Origin of the sequence: Mycobacterium nebraskense (genome assembly GCF_002102255.1) — a bacterium.
GTDB lineage: Bacteria > Actinomycetota > Actinomycetes > Mycobacteriales > Mycobacteriaceae > Mycobacterium > Mycobacterium nebraskense.
The window spans coordinates 1-13,310 of sequence record NZ_LQPH01000086.1 but is presented as its reverse complement, the minus strand read 5'-3'; the positions used below and the strand labels follow the sequence as shown (position 1 = coordinate 13,310).

The following is a 13,310-nucleotide window of genomic DNA, read 5'->3' as shown; positions in this document are numbered from 1 at the left end:
GGCAGTGGTGAATTCGTTCGACGCGTTGAGCGCCCGTGAGCCCGAGTTGGTCAAGCTGCGGCACGCCGTGCGCGACTTCTTGGAGTCCGACCGCGCTGAATTCGGCTGGCAGCCCGGCGTCGATTCATGGCTGGCCGGGTGGGACGAGGAGTTCTCAGCGCGGCTTGGCGCCGCCGGATTCACCGGCCTGACCATCCCGCAGCGTTACGGCGGCCACGGGCTGGGGCACCTGCACCGCTACGTGGTGACCGAGGAGCTGATCGCGGCGGGTGCGCCCGTGGCCGCGCACTGGACGGCCGACCGTCAGGTCGCACCGGCCCTGCTGACCTACGGCAATGAGGAGCAGCGCGAACATTTGTTGCCCAAAATTGTTGCAGGACAGCTTTTTTCGTCAATCGGCATGAGCGAGCACGGCGCCGGGTCCGACCTTGCTGCTGTGCAAACCAAGGCTGTCCGCGCCGACGGCGGCTGGTTACTCTCCGGCAGCAAGGTGTGGACCAGCGGGGCCCACCATGCGCACCAGGTCGTCGTGCTAGCCCGCACCAGCCCGCCGGATTCAGAACACCGCCACGCCGGCTTCAGCCAATTCCTGGTGCCGTGCGATGCCGAGGGCGTCCGCATCGAGCCCATCATCTTGATGTCGGGCGCACATCACTTCAACGAGGTGCTGTTCGATCAGGTCTTCGTATCCGATGCCGATGTGCTCGGCGAGGTCGGCAACGGCTGGCACCAGGTCACCTCCGAGTTGTCGTTCGAACGCAGCGGGCCCGAGCGGATCCTGTCCACCGGCCCCCTACTGTTCGCCGCCATCCGCGCACTCGGTCGTGGACCGGTGCCCGATGGCCGCACCGCCGCCGACATCGGCGACCTGATGGCACGGTTGATCTCGCTGCGGCAGCTGTCGTTGTCGGTGGCCCGCACGCTCACCGACGGCGGCGATGCGGCGAATCAGGCGGCGCTGGTGAAGGACCTCGGCACCCGCTTCGAAGCCGAATCCGTGGGATTGATCGCCGATCTGCTCGAGGCGGTACCGCCGAATTCCGAGCTGGAGACGATGCTGAGCACCGCGTGGCTGCACAAGCCCATGTTCACCCTGCGCGGCGGTACCAATGAGGTGCTGCGCGGCGTGATCGCCCGCGGAATGGGGCTGCGATGAGCGCGCTGGCTGGCGGGGTATTCGCCGTGACCGGCTCTCAAAATGACGACACGCAGCTGCGTCAGCTCGTCGACGACCTCGGGCAGCGCTCCTACGACGCCGGGCTGGGCCACCGCGGCATCCCCGACCAATTCGACGCCGATCTGTGGGGCAACCTCGAGGACACCGGGCTGGCCAGGCTGACGAGCACGCCCGACATGGGAGCCGGCCCGCACGAGTTGGCCATTGCGCTTTACGGCGTGGCCCGCCACGCCGGCGCGGTGCCGTTGGCCGAAACCGACGTGCTTGCCGGATGGCTGGGCCAGCAGGCCGGGATCGAGCTCCCCAACTGTCCGCTGACCGTTGCCGTCGCCGATGCCGAAACCGACGGCGCCAGGGTCACCGGCACCGCGACCGGCGTGCCATGGGCTCGAGCGTGCGCCGCCGCCCTGCTGGCCGTCACCACGCCCGCCGGCCTGCGGGTCGGCGTCATCGACGTGGCCTCTGGTGATCTACAGGAAGGCCACAACCTGGCAGGCGAGCCCCGCGATTCGCTCGTGTTCGACGTGCCGGCCGACCAGTTGCATGACGTCGACCCGGCACTCGGCGCCGAGCTGACTCGGCGCGGCGCATGGTCACGCTGTGTGCAGACCATCGGGGTGCTGGACGCCGCCGCAGCGCTGTCGGTGCAGCACACCCGGCAGCGCGTCCAGTTCGGTCGTCCGCTCAGCGCCTTCCAATCCGTGCAGCAATCACTGGCCGGCATGGCCGGAGAGATCGAAACCGCCCGTGCCGCTGCGGAATTAGCCGTCGCAGCCGCGGCCGAGCACGGCTTCAACTCCCCCCACACCGACTATGCCGTCACCGTCGCGAAGGTCGCAGTCGGCCGCGCCGTCGGCCCGGTCACCAGCGTCGCCCATCAGTTGCACGGCGCGATCGGCGTCACCAGTGAGCACCCGCTGTGGCTGTTCACCCTGCGCGCTCAGAGCTGGACCGCGGATTACGGCACGACCGCGAACTACGCACGACGACTCGGCCGGCTGGTGCTGGCCGCGGAGGATCCGTGGAGCTTGGTGACGGGCGATCCGCCTGAAGTGGAAAACAATGGTTAATAAGGAGAATTGGTGACTGTAGCGAAATTCGACGGAGCGTCGGCGATTGTCAGCGGCGGCGCGGGTGGCCTGGGCGAGGCGACGGTCCGTCGGCTCCATGCCGACGGACTCGGCGTGGTGATCGCCGATCTCGCCGCCGACAAGGGTAAGGCTCTGGCCGACGAACTGGGCAGCGGGGCACTGTTTGTCAGTACCGATGTAACCAGTGACGACAGTGTGCAGGGCGCCATCGAGCAGGCCAACCAGCTCGGTCGGTTGCGCTACGCGGTCGTTGCGCACGGCGGCTTCGGGGTGGCCCAACGGATCGTGCAGCGCGACGGCAGTCCCGCCGACATGGCCGCATTCACTAAGACGATCAACCTGTATCTCAATGGCACCTACAACCTGACACGGCTGGTAGCGGCTGCGGTAGCCGCCGCCGAACCTCGTGAGGACGGCGAACGCGGTGCCATCGTCATGACGGCCTCGGTTGCCGGCTATGAGGGCCAGATAGGCCAGACCGCTTATGCCGCAGCGAAAGCCGGCGTGATCGGGTTGACCATCGCTGCCGCTCGCGACCTCAGTTCGGTGGGTATCCGAGTCAACACCATCGCACCTGGAACGATGAAGACGCCGATCATGGAGTCGGTCGGCGAAGAGGCGATCGCAAAGTTCGCCGCCAACATCCCGTTCCCCAAGCGACTAGGCACTCCTGCCGAGTATGCCGACGCAGCAACGTTTCTGCTGTCCAACGGCTACGTCAACGGCGAGGTGATGCGCCTAGACGGCGCGCAGCGCTTCACTCCGAAGTAGCCGACGCGGACTGCGGGCCGACCTCGCGTCGGCCCGCAGCGGCGGGCTACAACCGGCCCTGGACCCGGAGTTCCGGGTGCACCCAGTCCGGCGAGTCCTTCTGCTTGAACGCCCGAAAGCCTTCGGTCGCCTCGGGACCGAACAGACTGGTCGTCATGCCGATCCGGTCGTACAACCCGAGGTAGTTGTCCAGGCTCGCTTTGATCACGCCCCGCGCCCCGGGTGCGGTCCGGCAGCATTGCGCGAGAAGCTCCTTGGCCACGTCCAGCAGGTCGTCGTGGGGAACCATCCTGGCCACCATGCCCCAGTCGACGGCCTCCTCTGCGGAAAGCGTGCGGCCGGTGAACATCAGGTCCTTCGTGCGGACCGGGCCGATCAAGCGTGCCAACACCTGGCTGTAGTAGGTGTCGGCGATGCCACGAAACAACTCGGGCACGCGGAAGGTGGCCCGCTCGCTGACCACCGCGATGTCACTGCACATGGCGATCTGCAGGCCGCCACCTTGGCACAGCCCATTGACTGCGGACACGACCGGTTTCGGAGACTGTCGCAAGACGTCGAAAGGCGTGACGTCCATTCCCATGGTGGAGGCGAAGTCCATCCAATTGTCCTCGGCGGCCTGTCCCAAATCTCCACCCGGCGCGAAGACGTCGCCGGTTCCGGTGATGAGCAGGCCGGCGAGATCGGGATCGGCGTTGACGCGGCTGACCGCGTATCGGATCCCGAAATACATGGCGGGCGTCATCGCATTGCGTGCCTGCGGACGGTCCAAAGTGCAGATCGCGAATGCACCTTCGCGTTCGAACCTCAGGTAGGGGCTCCCCAACCAGTCACCATCGGGAGGACGGGGACCACCATTGAGGCCTTCAGACATGTGGGATTCCCTTCGAGACAGATTGATCGTTCGCCTGACCCCCAAAGTAGCGAAATAGTTGTATGATTCCAACCTCGGGGCGTAGCATCGTCCACGTGGCGCACGTCACTACGCCGCGCCCGCTCCATCCCGCAGAGCGCGGCCACTAGCGAGCTACTGGAGGCAAACGAATGGGTTCACTCGACGGCCGGGTCGTCTTCATCACCGGCGCCGCCCGTGGGCAGGGCCGCTCGCACGCGGTCATGTGCGCCGAGCAGGGTGCGAACATCGTCGGAGTCGACATCTGTGAAGACCTTGACGTCGTGCCCTACAAGCTGGGCACCTACGAGGACCTTGAGGAGACAGCGCGCCTGGTCGAAAAGACTGGGCAGGAAATGCTTTTCCGTAAGGCGGACGTCCGCGACAAGCCTGCCCTGCAGGCAGCGTTCGACGCGGGTGTCACCGAGTTCGGCCACGTCGACACGGTGCTCGCCAATGCCGGGGTCGTGCTCACCAACGCCGATGAGCGCGACGCCTCAGAGGCGCTGAGGCTAGGGCTCGACATCATGCTCATCGGGGTGTGGAACGCCTTCCAAGTAGCGATCCCCCACATGAAGGAACGTGGCGAGGGCGGCAATCTGATCGCGACGAGTTCGATGATCGCCCTACTGGATCTCACCGACGGCCGCGGCGGCAGCGACGCCTACCTGATGTCCAAGGTCGCCGTCGTCGGCCTGGTCCGCGCGTACGCAGCCATGCTTGCCCCCGACCGTATTCGCGTCAATGCGGTGGCGCCGACGAATTGCGCGACCCCGATGATCACTGACAACCCGGCACTGTTCAAAGTGATCGAGGACAACCCCCGCATGGTCAATGCAGTCCAGACCGCGCTGCCGGACTTGCCGCTGATCGAGCCACGCGACGTCAGCAACACGATCCTCTTTTTGATCAGCGACGCGGGCCGTTCGTTCACCGGAAGCATGCTCAAGGTGGACGCCGGCATGGACGTGCGGCGAGGCTAGTCGGCGCGCCGGATGCATTACGGAATCGACGGCCGATCGGCGCTGGTCGTCGGCGGCAGCAAGGGAATCGGCTTCGAGGTCGCCAAACTGCTTGCCGCAGAAGGTGCGCGGGTTGCGATACTGGCGCGGACTAAGACCGATGTCGACGCCGCGGTCGAGGCGATCCGCACTGAAGGGGGCACTGCCATCGGTGTCACTGCCGACGTGGCCGACGACGGGCAGCTCACCGACGCCGTCCGCGAGATTGCGGCCCGGCACGGGGCGCCGCTGATCGTTGTCGGGCAGGCCAAGTACCAGCGGCCCGGCGATTTCGCCGATATCACCGATGTGAACGTCTACCGCGAGTCCTTCGAACTGCACACGATGAGCCAGATCCTCCTGCTGCACGCGGTCCTGCCTGCCATGCAGGACGCCGGCTGGGGCCGATTCGTGCACATCGGCTCCGCCACCGCCAAGGAGCCGGCGGGCAACATCCACCACGCAGTGGCCAACACCAGTCGCCCCTCGACGATCGGCCTGCTCAAGACGGTCTCCGACGAGTACGCCCAGTACGGCATCACGGTCAACACCGTCGCGCCCGGCTGGATCGAGACTGACAACGCACTGGCCTACCTGGAGCAGCACCTCGGCGCGAGCACCGATCAGGAGCGACGCGAGTTCATGCTGCGCGAAGCTCGGGTGCCGGCAGCGCGAATGGGCAAACCGAGCGAGATTGCCTCGCTCATCGCCTATCTTTGCTCAGAACCTGCCGGCTACCTCACCGGTAGTTGGATCGAAGTCGACGGTGGCTTGCACCGGTCGGCATTCTAACCTTTAGGAGCATACGTGGAAACCCATGGCGCACCCGAACTTTCCTTCGCCAGCCTGCCGATGGCGGCAGACCGCGGGGTGGGGTGGAAGGTCCTGCGTGACGCAGGGCGGGTGGTGTCCGTCGACGGAATCTTCTATCTGACCCACCGCGAGGACGTGCTGGCCGCGCTGCGCGATCCCGAATTGTTCTCCTCGAAGAAAGCTTTCGACGTGCTCGGCAGCCCGCTGCCGTTGGTGCCCATCTCGTTCGATCCGCCGGAACACACCCGGTTCCGTAAGATCCTGCAGCCCTTCTTCAGTCCGCACACCTTGAAAGAGATGCTGCCCTCGCTGCAGCAGCAGGCGATCGAGATCATCGAACGGGTAGCCGCACAAGGCGAGTGCGAAGTCGTGGCCGACGTGGCGATCCCCTACCCCTCACAGGTATTCCTGACCTTATTCGGGCTTCCGCTGGAGGATCGCGACAAGCTCGTCGCGTGGAAAACCGCGGTCATCGCGATCTCGGAAGCGCCGTCACTCGAGGATGCCGACCTGACGCCGGCACTCGAATTGGTCACGTACCTCACCGAGGCGATCAACGCGCGGCGCGCCGACCCCGGACCGGACATCCTGTCGCAGTTGCTCAATGGCGAGGAGCCACTCGACGACGCCGAAATCATGGGCCTGAGCTTCCTTTTCGTCCTGGCCGGGCTGGACACCGTCACCGCGGCGATGAGTTCCGCACTGCTGGAGCTCGCCCGCAACCCGGAGCTGAGGGCCACCCTCCACCAAGATCCCGACCAGATCGATGTGTTCGTCGAGGAGATCGTCCGGCTGGAGCCGCCGGCGCCGATGCTGCCCCGCGTGACCACCACCGAGGTCACCATCGGGGACGTCACGCTGCCCGCCGACACCATGGTGCGGTTGTGTGTCGCCGCCATCAATCGCGACGACAGCGACGAGATCTCGACCAATGACGTGGTGATGGATGGAAAGGTGCACCGGCACTGGGGCTTCGGTGGCGGGCCACACCGCTGCCTGGGGTCGCACCTGGCCCGCCTCGAGCTGAAGTTGATCGTGGACGAATGGCTCCGGCGCATTCCCGAGTTTTCGGTGAAAGTCGGTGAGGAACCGCAGATTGTGTTCCCCGCGAGCACCTTTTCACTTGAGCGCGTGCCTCTGAAACTGGGCTGATCACCTATCCCTTCGCCGAATACTTGCCGACGAGCTGCTGCTTGTACAACTTACCGGCATCGGTCCGGGGCAGCTGCGCCTCGAACGAGAGAGACCGCGGACACTTATAGTGCGCCAACCGGTTTCGCAGCCACTCCAATAACTCCGCCGCGAAGCCGTCGTTGGCATCAGCCGGATCGACCGTCTGCACCACGCCTTTGACAGCCTGACCCATCTCGTCATCCGGAATACCGAAGACTGCGGCATCGAGCACCTTGGGATGGGTGATCAGCAGGTCTTCGGCTTCTTGCGGGTAGATGTTCACCCCACCCGAAATGATCATGTGATGACGGCGATCAGTGAGATAGAGGTAGCCATCCACGTCGAGATAGCCGATGTCACCGACGGTCACCCAGCCGTGCGCGTCGTGGGCCGCCGCCGTCTTCGCATCGTCTTTGAGGTACTGGAACGAATGCCCTCCCTCGTAATAGATCTCGCCGGGCACACCGGGCGGTAGCTCATGGCCGCTCTCGTCGAGGATGTGTGGGACCCCAACCAAGGGTCGGCCGACCGAGCCGGGGTGGATAAGCCAGTCCTCGGCGCGGATGAACGAGGCTCCCACCGCCTCCGAAGCGGCGTAGTACTCGTCGATGATCGGCCCCCACCACGCGATCATCTGTTTCTTGATGTCCACCGGGCATGGCGCGGCCGCATGCACCACCCGCTGCAGGCTGGAAACGTCGTAGGACATGCGCACCGCTTCGGGCAGTCTGAGCATCCGCACGAACATCGCCGGGACGAATTGGCCATGAGTGATGGCGTAGCGCTGGATGCACTCGAGCGCGTGTTCCGGGTCGAACTTCTCCATCACGACGGTGGTGCCGCCCAGCGACTGCACCACCATCGACCAGAACGACGGCGCGGTGTGATACAGCGGCGCCGGGCTCAGATACACCGACTCGCTGGTGATTCCGACGGCATTCATCAACGGCATCAGGATGTTGGGTGCTTCGCTTGGTGGTAGATGCGGAAGCTCACGGCGGATCCCCTTGGGTCTGCCAGTGGTTCCCGACGAGTACTGCAGCAGATCGCCTTCGCTTTCGCCGGGGATCGGCGTCTCGGGTTGGTCGGCAACACATTCCGGGTAGCGGTACCATCCGTCCAGATCGTCGTCGGCGATCAGCAGCAGCTCAGGTAACCCGCCGGGGGAATGCTCGGCAAGGCCTTCGCAGACGTCGCGAGTCGCGCGTGACCCGATCAGCGCCTTTGCTGAACTGTTGTCGACGATGTAGGCGGCCTCGGCGGCCGTCAGGTGAGTGTTGATCAACGCGTAGTACAGACCGCTTCGGCGCGCCGCCCACATCACGGCATGGACGTGTTCATTGTTCTCGAGCAATGCCGCAACCGTGTCGCCCTCGCGAAGTCCGGCGGCATACCAGAAGTGAGCCAGACGATTGGCACGCTTCTCCAGCTCGGCAAAGTCGATCACCGTGCCAGTCCGAGCGAGGACCAGGGCAGGTTTACCGGATGAGATGTGATCGCGGATCTCCACGATTTCACTTTAGAGTCTTCCGAGGTGAAGAAGGCGAAACTCCCTATTTTGTAAGGGATCTACCGAATTTTTCGTCACAGGTGTCAAAAAAATGGACTAGGGTGCAGGCATGCCTCCAACACCATGGGACCCCGAGACCACGGCCGTTGTCTGTGTGGAATGCCAGAACGGTGTGCTGGGCCCCGAGTCCGTCTTGCCCGCTTTGGCCGCCGACAGCTCTGAACTCGTCTCCAGTGTGCGCCGACTTCTCGATTCCGCCCGCCAGTTCGGCGCACGGGTTGTGCACGCGACCTACGAGGGCAACCTCGGCGGCCGGCCGACCGGGACGGCGCGCATCTGGCGGGCCCTGGGCCCCGCAACCGCTCACTGGGCCCCCGGAACCGCCTCCACTACAGTGCTTCCCGAGCTACTGGCACCCACCGATCTGGTGTTACCGCGCCACCACGGCCTTTTCCCAACGCTCGATTCCGAACTACTGCCCGTGCTCAAAGGCTTCGGTGTGAGCACCATCGTCCTTGCCGGCGTTTCGCTGAACCTGGCGATCACCCACACTGCCGGGCATGTTACGCAGGCCGGTTTCGAACTCGTCGTCCCGCGCGACGCCGTCGGCGGCACCCCCAAGGACTATGCAGAACAGGTGCTGGACAACACTATTGCCGTGCTGGGTCGGCTGACCACGATCGATAAGCTCATCGACGAATGGACATCGGTCAGGTCTGACCGTTGACCGTTCGCCACAGCATCTCGGTGGCCGCCATGAGCACCGCTTGGCGCGTCGTCGACGGGACCTCGTTGTGGCGAACCATCAGCCATGAGCGTTCGAGCATCGCCATAATCACCAGCCCGGTAGCCACGGGGTCAAGGTCGGGCGGTGTCGGCGCCATCTTTGCGATGCCCTCACCGAGCGCGGCGGCGGTTCGACGGTGCGAGCGGGCGACCGCGGCGCGGAATTTGCGATCGGGAGGCATGTCCTCCGTGGAGCGGATGACGAACGCACCGTTGCGGTCGAGGTAGTCGAAGTAGCCGGCAACCCAGGCCTCGACATCCTCCCGGCTGGGCGGGCTCCCCTGCTCCATGAAACCCTCGACAACCGCCAGCGCTTCGCGGTAGGTGTCGGTGCCGAGCTCGATGAAAAGCTCGGTCTTGTCGGAGAAGTAATAGTAGAAGTTCGCCCGGGTGACCGGCGCGAGATCAGTGATGTCCTTGATGGTGACGCCCGAGAAACCCTTGCGCGCAAACGCGGTCCGCGCAGCGTCCAGGATTGACTCTCGGGTGCGGTCGGACTTGCGTGTTACCCGCGGGGGCGAGCCCTCAGACACCATGCGTGACCGGCTCGGCGGCGGCCTCCGGTTCGGGATAAAACCCGCTCGCCCACCGACGCAGCGCGCGAAAGCCTGCCGCCTCCGAGGTCGCCAGACCCGGAGGTTCGAGGTACTTCTGGTGCTCCCAGATCCGGATGTCGTCGGGCAGGGCGAGTTTCGCTGCGGCCAGACGCGCCTCGAAATCACCCGGGCCTTCTGACGTTTCCTCGCTGATCCAGTAGCCGGCGAAGATGTCGGATCTGGTGTCGTCCACCGGTGTGGCGCAGATGGAGATGACTCGGATTCCGTCGCGGACGTGTTCGCCGTTGTAGCTGAGCCCGATTCCTGACCAATAGATTTCGATCGTGTTCATCGTGTCGCCGGTCCGGTCCAGGCCGTCGCTCCACCTCCGGCCAAAGCCGACCTTGGCCGACCAGGTCGAGCTATCGGTGCTTTCACGCAGTACCACGGGACTGATCGGGGTGCGATGGACGAATTGGAAGTGGTGGGGATCGACGGCGTTCTCGGCGATCACCTGGGGATGCACCTTTACCCGCTCATGCCGCGTCCGGCAATCGGCGCCAAAGGGGTGGAACCGCCGCGAGCGGACATGATCTCCGAGCACCGCGAAAGCGTCCGGCGCATCCCATAGCGGCTCCCGGCCTGCGCTGTCATGCCAGATCAAGATCGAGTCGTTGAGCTCCGCGACCGGATAGGAACGTACTCGTCGGGCCTTGTTGGGCCGATCCTGGTACGGGATGTGGACATTGCGTCCGGCGCCGTTCCACACCCAGCCGTGAAAAGGGCACTGGATGCCTTCTTCGACTACGCAGCCGCCGTAGGCCAGGCTCGCGCCAAGATGTTGGCAGTGCGCGTCAAGCACCTTCACCACCCCGTCCAGCTGCCGGAAGGCGACCATGTCTCGGCCGAAGTAGTGCAGTGGGACGACCTCGGCGACGGCGATGTCGGCGCTCCAGGCCACCTGAAACCACCCGGTGGGCAGCATGCTCGGCAGGGTTTGCATTATCCGAACGCCCTTTCCACGCGGAACACCTAAACAGCTGTGTTTCGAGGCTACTCATTTTTGACACTTTTGTCTAAACGAGCGTGCCGGCCGGCGAATTTCCCCGCGGCGACCAATCAGGACGTACAATCACTTGTCTTACTAGGTTAATGATGTGCTATGGATGGATGTGAGGACGCATGGACTGGGGTCTGCCGTGGCCGGGGCCTGCGCTGGCAACACAGGCGGAGACCGCCGGCGCGCAGGCGTTTTGTGCCGGTGAGTTCGCCGACCTCAACGCGTACATCACAGCGACCGAGATGGCCCTCGGCACTTCGCGGGCCTACATCGGACCGGGGATCGCATATGCATTCGCCCGGTCCCCCTTCGTGCATGCCGCGGCCGTGCGGCATCTCTGGACACTCGCGCCGGGCAGAATCTTCTTGGGACTTGGGTCGGGCACCTCGCGAATGAACAAAGATTGGTTCGGTGTCGACGCCACCCACCCCGCACCCAGGATGGCCGAACTGATCGAGGTAATCAGGGCGTTCCTGAACGTCGAGAACGGCGAACGCGTTCGATACGAGGGCCGGTTCTACACGATCGACGCCGACATCCGGGCACCCGTGCTCGGCCGGTTGGACGTGCCCATCTTGATCGGCGCCTTCAACAAGATCATGTTGCAGACGGTAGGTCGCACCGCCGACGGCGTGCTGGGGCACGGCCTGTTCACCGATCGCTGGTGGACCGAACTCGTCGAGCACGAACTGGCCCGCGGCGCCGGATCAAGTGGGCGTGACGCGGCCGAGCTACGACGTTGGGGGTGGCTGATCACCGCGATCGACAACGACGACCCGGCCCGGGCCATCAGGGACGCGCGGCTGCAGATCGCCTTCTACCTCACCGTGAAGACCTACGACTCACTCGTCGAACTGCACGGCTGGACAGACGAGGTCGCCCGGATCCGATCGGCCTTCCGCAGCGGCCATCCGGAAACGATCGCCGACCACGTCCCCGACGATATGCTGTGGTCGATCGCGATCTGTGGCGACGACACACAGGCACGCGAAATGCTGGCGACTCGCAAACGACTGCCCGACACGGCATTTGCCTCACCGCCAAGCTTCCTGGTCGGACGCCGACGACGCTCCGGCTATGGTGCGGCCGCGACGCGCGTTCTTTCGCAACTACATTGACGCCAGCCACGGATGCGCCGGATAGGCGCCTTACATGGTGTACTGAGTACTACATGTCGAGTTCAGGAGGTCGCGATGCCCAAGCGGGAACCGCTCGCGCCGATGACCACGTCACAGAATAACGGTGCGGTGCGGTCGCCGAAGACGGCCGAGATCGTGGCGGACACGTTGCGGCGGATGATCGTCGAGGGACAGCTCAAAGACGGCGACTTCCTCCCCTACGAAGCCGAACTCATGGATCACTTTCAGGTCAGCCGGCCGTCACTGCGAGAAGCGGTGCGAGTCCTGGAGTCCGACCGTCTCGTGGAGGTGCGGCGCGGCTCACGCACCGGCGCCCGGGTTCGCGTGCCGGGCCCCGAGATCGTTGCGCGGCCGGCGGGCTTCCTGCTCGAGATGGCGGGAACGACGCTCGCGGACGTGATGACGGCACGGATGGGGATTGAACCGTATGCGGCCCGGCTGCTCGCAGAGGATGGCACCGCTGCGGCCCACCGCGAGTTACGCGAACTCATCGAGGAGATCCCGGCTGCGTGGGAGACGGGCAAGCTGGGCGTGGCGTCCACCGCATTGCACCGCCGGCTAGTCGAACTGTCGGGCAACGCGACACTGACCGTGATCGTCGGCATGCTGCACGAAATCTTCGAAAGGCACATGACCGCAGCATTTCTCAGCGTTCAGAACGTCGTGCCCAAGGTTCAGTACACCAAGCTGATGCGGTCCTACACCCGACTCGCCGACTTGGTGGCCGCCCGGGATGGCGCTGAGGCCGAGGCGCATTGGCGGCGACACATGGAGAACGCCAGCGCCGAGCTACTCAAGGGCCACGAGAAGACGAAGGTCCGAGACATCATGCATTGAGTGGGCCCGGTGCCCACCCTCACTTGAAGGACCTCTGATGCGTAAACCGCTCACCGGAGTTCGCGTGCTGGAGGTCGCCCAGTTCGCCTTTGTTCCCTCGGCAGGCGCGGTGCTCGCCGACTGGGGCGCCGATGTGGTGAAGATCGAGCATCCTGTCATCAAGGAGCTTGAGCGGGAGAATCAGAGGCTTAAGAAGTTTGTCACCGAGCAGGCCCTCGATATCGGCATGCTCAAGGAGATCAGCCGGGGAAACTTGTGAGCCCCGACCGTCGGCGGCGAGCGGTGGTTGTGCTTGTTGAGCGGTTCGGGGTCTCGCACCGGCGTGCCTGCCGGGGGGTCGGCCAACACTGTTCGGTGCAGCAGTATGGGCCGCGCCGACCCGATGGCGACGAAGCGCGGCTGCGCGCCCGATTGCGCGAGATCGCCTTCGGGCATCCGCGGTGGGGCGGGCGTGTCTTATTGACTGTGTAAGGGGTTCGGCCTGGATGGTGGTGGCTGACCACCGGACAGGAGACATTGCAAAT

13 protein-coding genes and 1 pseudogene are annotated in these 13,310 nt (G+C 64.8%); 10 read left to right on the top strand and 4 right to left on the bottom strand.

Going from position 1 to position 13,310, the window contains the following annotated elements; genetic code table 11:
- Positions 1-4 precede the first annotated feature (4 nt).
- The 3 genes from AWC17_RS09465 to AWC17_RS09455 are packed head-to-tail and all read left to right on the top strand — an operon-like array spanning position 5 to position 3,039.
- Positions 5-1,156 carry an acyl-CoA dehydrogenase family protein gene (locus AWC17_RS09465; protein ID WP_085164560.1) on the top strand — a complete coding sequence of 384 codons (1,152 nt, stop codon included), beginning with the start codon at positions 5-7 and terminating at the stop codon, positions 1,154-1,156.
- Positions 1,153-2,247 carry an acyl-CoA dehydrogenase family protein gene (locus AWC17_RS09460; RefSeq protein ID WP_085164557.1) on the top strand — a complete coding sequence of 365 codons (1,095 nt, stop codon included), beginning with the start codon at positions 1,153-1,155 and terminating at the stop codon, positions 2,245-2,247. Before AWC17_RS09465 ends, AWC17_RS09460 begins: the two co-directional genes overlap by 4 nt.
- A 12-nt stretch (positions 2,248-2,259) precedes the next feature.
- Positions 2,260-3,039 carry an SDR family oxidoreductase gene (locus AWC17_RS09455; protein ID WP_085164555.1) on the top strand — a complete coding sequence of 260 codons (780 nt, stop codon included), beginning with the start codon at positions 2,260-2,262 and terminating at the stop codon, positions 3,037-3,039.
- 46 nt (positions 3,040-3,085) lie between these two features.
- Here AWC17_RS09455 and AWC17_RS09450 read toward each other — a convergent pair whose 3' ends face one another.
- Positions 3,086-3,913 carry an enoyl-CoA hydratase/isomerase family protein gene (locus tag AWC17_RS09450; protein ID WP_085164553.1) on the bottom strand — a complete coding sequence of 276 codons (828 nt, stop codon included), beginning with the start codon at positions 3,911-3,913 and terminating at the stop codon, positions 3,086-3,088.
- Between the two features lie 170 nt (positions 3,914-4,083).
- Between AWC17_RS09450 and AWC17_RS09445 the strand changes: the two genes are divergently transcribed.
- From AWC17_RS09445 to AWC17_RS09435, 3 genes are read left to right on the top strand one after another with little or no spacing between them, the layout of a single operon-like run.
- On the top strand, positions 4,084-4,914 hold the full coding sequence (locus AWC17_RS09445) for a mycofactocin-coupled SDR family oxidoreductase (RefSeq protein ID WP_085164551.1): 831 nt from the start codon (positions 4,084-4,086) through the stop codon (positions 4,912-4,914).
- Positions 4,915-4,926: 12 nt separating this feature from the next.
- On the top strand, positions 4,927-5,724 hold the full coding sequence (locus AWC17_RS09440) for an SDR family oxidoreductase (RefSeq protein WP_085164550.1): 798 nt from the start codon (positions 4,927-4,929) through the stop codon (positions 5,722-5,724).
- 60 nt (positions 5,725-5,784) lie between these two features.
- Positions 5,785-6,897: a cytochrome P450 gene (locus AWC17_RS09435; protein ID WP_231614141.1), complete on the top strand. Its 1,113-nt coding sequence runs from the start codon at positions 5,785-5,787 to the stop codon at positions 6,895-6,897.
- A gap of 4 nt (positions 6,898-6,901) precedes the next feature.
- On the opposite strand, the gene fadD4 is transcribed toward AWC17_RS09435, so the two are convergent.
- Positions 6,902-8,428 (bottom strand): fatty-acid--CoA ligase FadD4, encoded by a 1,527-nt coding sequence (fadD4, locus tag AWC17_RS09430; RefSeq protein ID WP_085164546.1) that lies wholly within the window; start codon positions 8,426-8,428, stop codon positions 6,902-6,904.
- Positions 8,429-8,537: 109 nt separating this feature from the next.
- Here fadD4 and AWC17_RS09425 point away from each other — a divergent pair, with 109 nt between their 5' ends.
- Positions 8,538-9,155, top strand: coding sequence for a cysteine hydrolase family protein (locus AWC17_RS09425; protein WP_033722632.1), 618 nt, complete (start codon positions 8,538-8,540; stop codon positions 9,153-9,155).
- Here the strand turns inward: AWC17_RS09425 and AWC17_RS09420 are convergent.
- Both AWC17_RS09420 and AWC17_RS09415 read right to left on the bottom strand, forming a co-directional pair.
- Positions 9,139-9,750 (bottom strand): TetR/AcrR family transcriptional regulator, encoded by a 612-nt coding sequence (locus AWC17_RS09420; RefSeq protein WP_062908828.1) that lies wholly within the window; start codon positions 9,748-9,750, stop codon positions 9,139-9,141. The genes AWC17_RS09425 and AWC17_RS09420 overlap by 17 nt on opposite strands.
- Positions 9,740-10,753: a Rieske 2Fe-2S domain-containing protein gene (locus tag AWC17_RS09415; protein WP_085164545.1), complete on the bottom strand. Its 1,014-nt coding sequence runs from the start codon at positions 10,751-10,753 to the stop codon at positions 9,740-9,742. The genes AWC17_RS09420 and AWC17_RS09415 overlap by 11 nt, the downstream gene beginning before the upstream one ends.
- Positions 10,754-10,932: 179 nt before the next feature.
- On the opposite strand from AWC17_RS09415, the gene AWC17_RS09410 reads away from it, so the two are divergent.
- The 3 genes and pseudogenes from AWC17_RS09410 to AWC17_RS34155 form a co-directional block, all read left to right on the top strand.
- Positions 10,933-11,928, top strand: a complete 996-nt coding sequence (locus tag AWC17_RS09410) for an LLM class flavin-dependent oxidoreductase (RefSeq protein ID WP_085164543.1) — start codon at positions 10,933-10,935, stop codon at positions 11,926-11,928.
- 75 nt (positions 11,929-12,003) lie between these two features.
- The gene (locus AWC17_RS09405; protein ID WP_085164541.1) at positions 12,004-12,786 is read left to right on the top strand and encodes a FadR/GntR family transcriptional regulator; all 783 of its coding nucleotides are present in this window, start codon (positions 12,004-12,006) and stop codon (positions 12,784-12,786) included.
- Between the two features lie 37 nt (positions 12,787-12,823).
- Positions 12,824-12,961: pseudogene (locus AWC17_RS34155) on the top strand (CoA transferase); the annotation flags it as partial.
- Between the last annotated feature and the right edge of the window lie 349 nt (positions 12,962-13,310).

What these genes read in the sequence shown, in the direction of transcription:
- AWC17_RS09460 (WP_085164557.1), top strand. Translation starts at nt 1,153, where the DNA reads ATGAGCGCGCTGGCTGGCGGGGTATTCGCCGTGACCGGCTCTCAAAAT.
- AWC17_RS09450 (WP_085164553.1), bottom strand. Translation starts at nt 3,913, where the DNA reads ATGTCTGAAGGCCTCAATGGTGGTCCCCGTCCTCCCGATGGTGACTGG.
- AWC17_RS09445 (WP_085164551.1), top strand. Translation starts at nt 4,084, where the DNA reads ATGGGTTCACTCGACGGCCGGGTCGTCTTCATCACCGGCGCCGCCCGT.
- AWC17_RS09440 (WP_085164550.1), top strand. Translation starts at nt 4,927, where the DNA reads ATGCATTACGGAATCGACGGCCGATCGGCGCTGGTCGTCGGCGGCAGC.
- AWC17_RS09435 (WP_231614141.1), top strand. Translation starts at nt 5,785, where the DNA reads ATGGCGGCAGACCGCGGGGTGGGGTGGAAGGTCCTGCGTGACGCAGGG.
- AWC17_RS09425 (WP_033722632.1), top strand. Translation starts at nt 8,538, where the DNA reads ATGCCTCCAACACCATGGGACCCCGAGACCACGGCCGTTGTCTGTGTG.
- AWC17_RS09420 (WP_062908828.1), bottom strand. Translation starts at nt 9,750, where the DNA reads ATGGTGTCTGAGGGCTCGCCCCCGCGGGTAACACGCAAGTCCGACCGC.
- AWC17_RS09415 (WP_085164545.1), bottom strand. Translation starts at nt 10,753, where the DNA reads ATGCAAACCCTGCCGAGCATGCTGCCCACCGGGTGGTTTCAGGTGGCC.
- AWC17_RS09410 (WP_085164543.1), top strand. Translation starts at nt 10,933, where the DNA reads ATGGACTGGGGTCTGCCGTGGCCGGGGCCTGCGCTGGCAACACAGGCG.
- AWC17_RS09405 (WP_085164541.1), top strand. Translation starts at nt 12,004, where the DNA reads ATGCCCAAGCGGGAACCGCTCGCGCCGATGACCACGTCACAGAATAAC.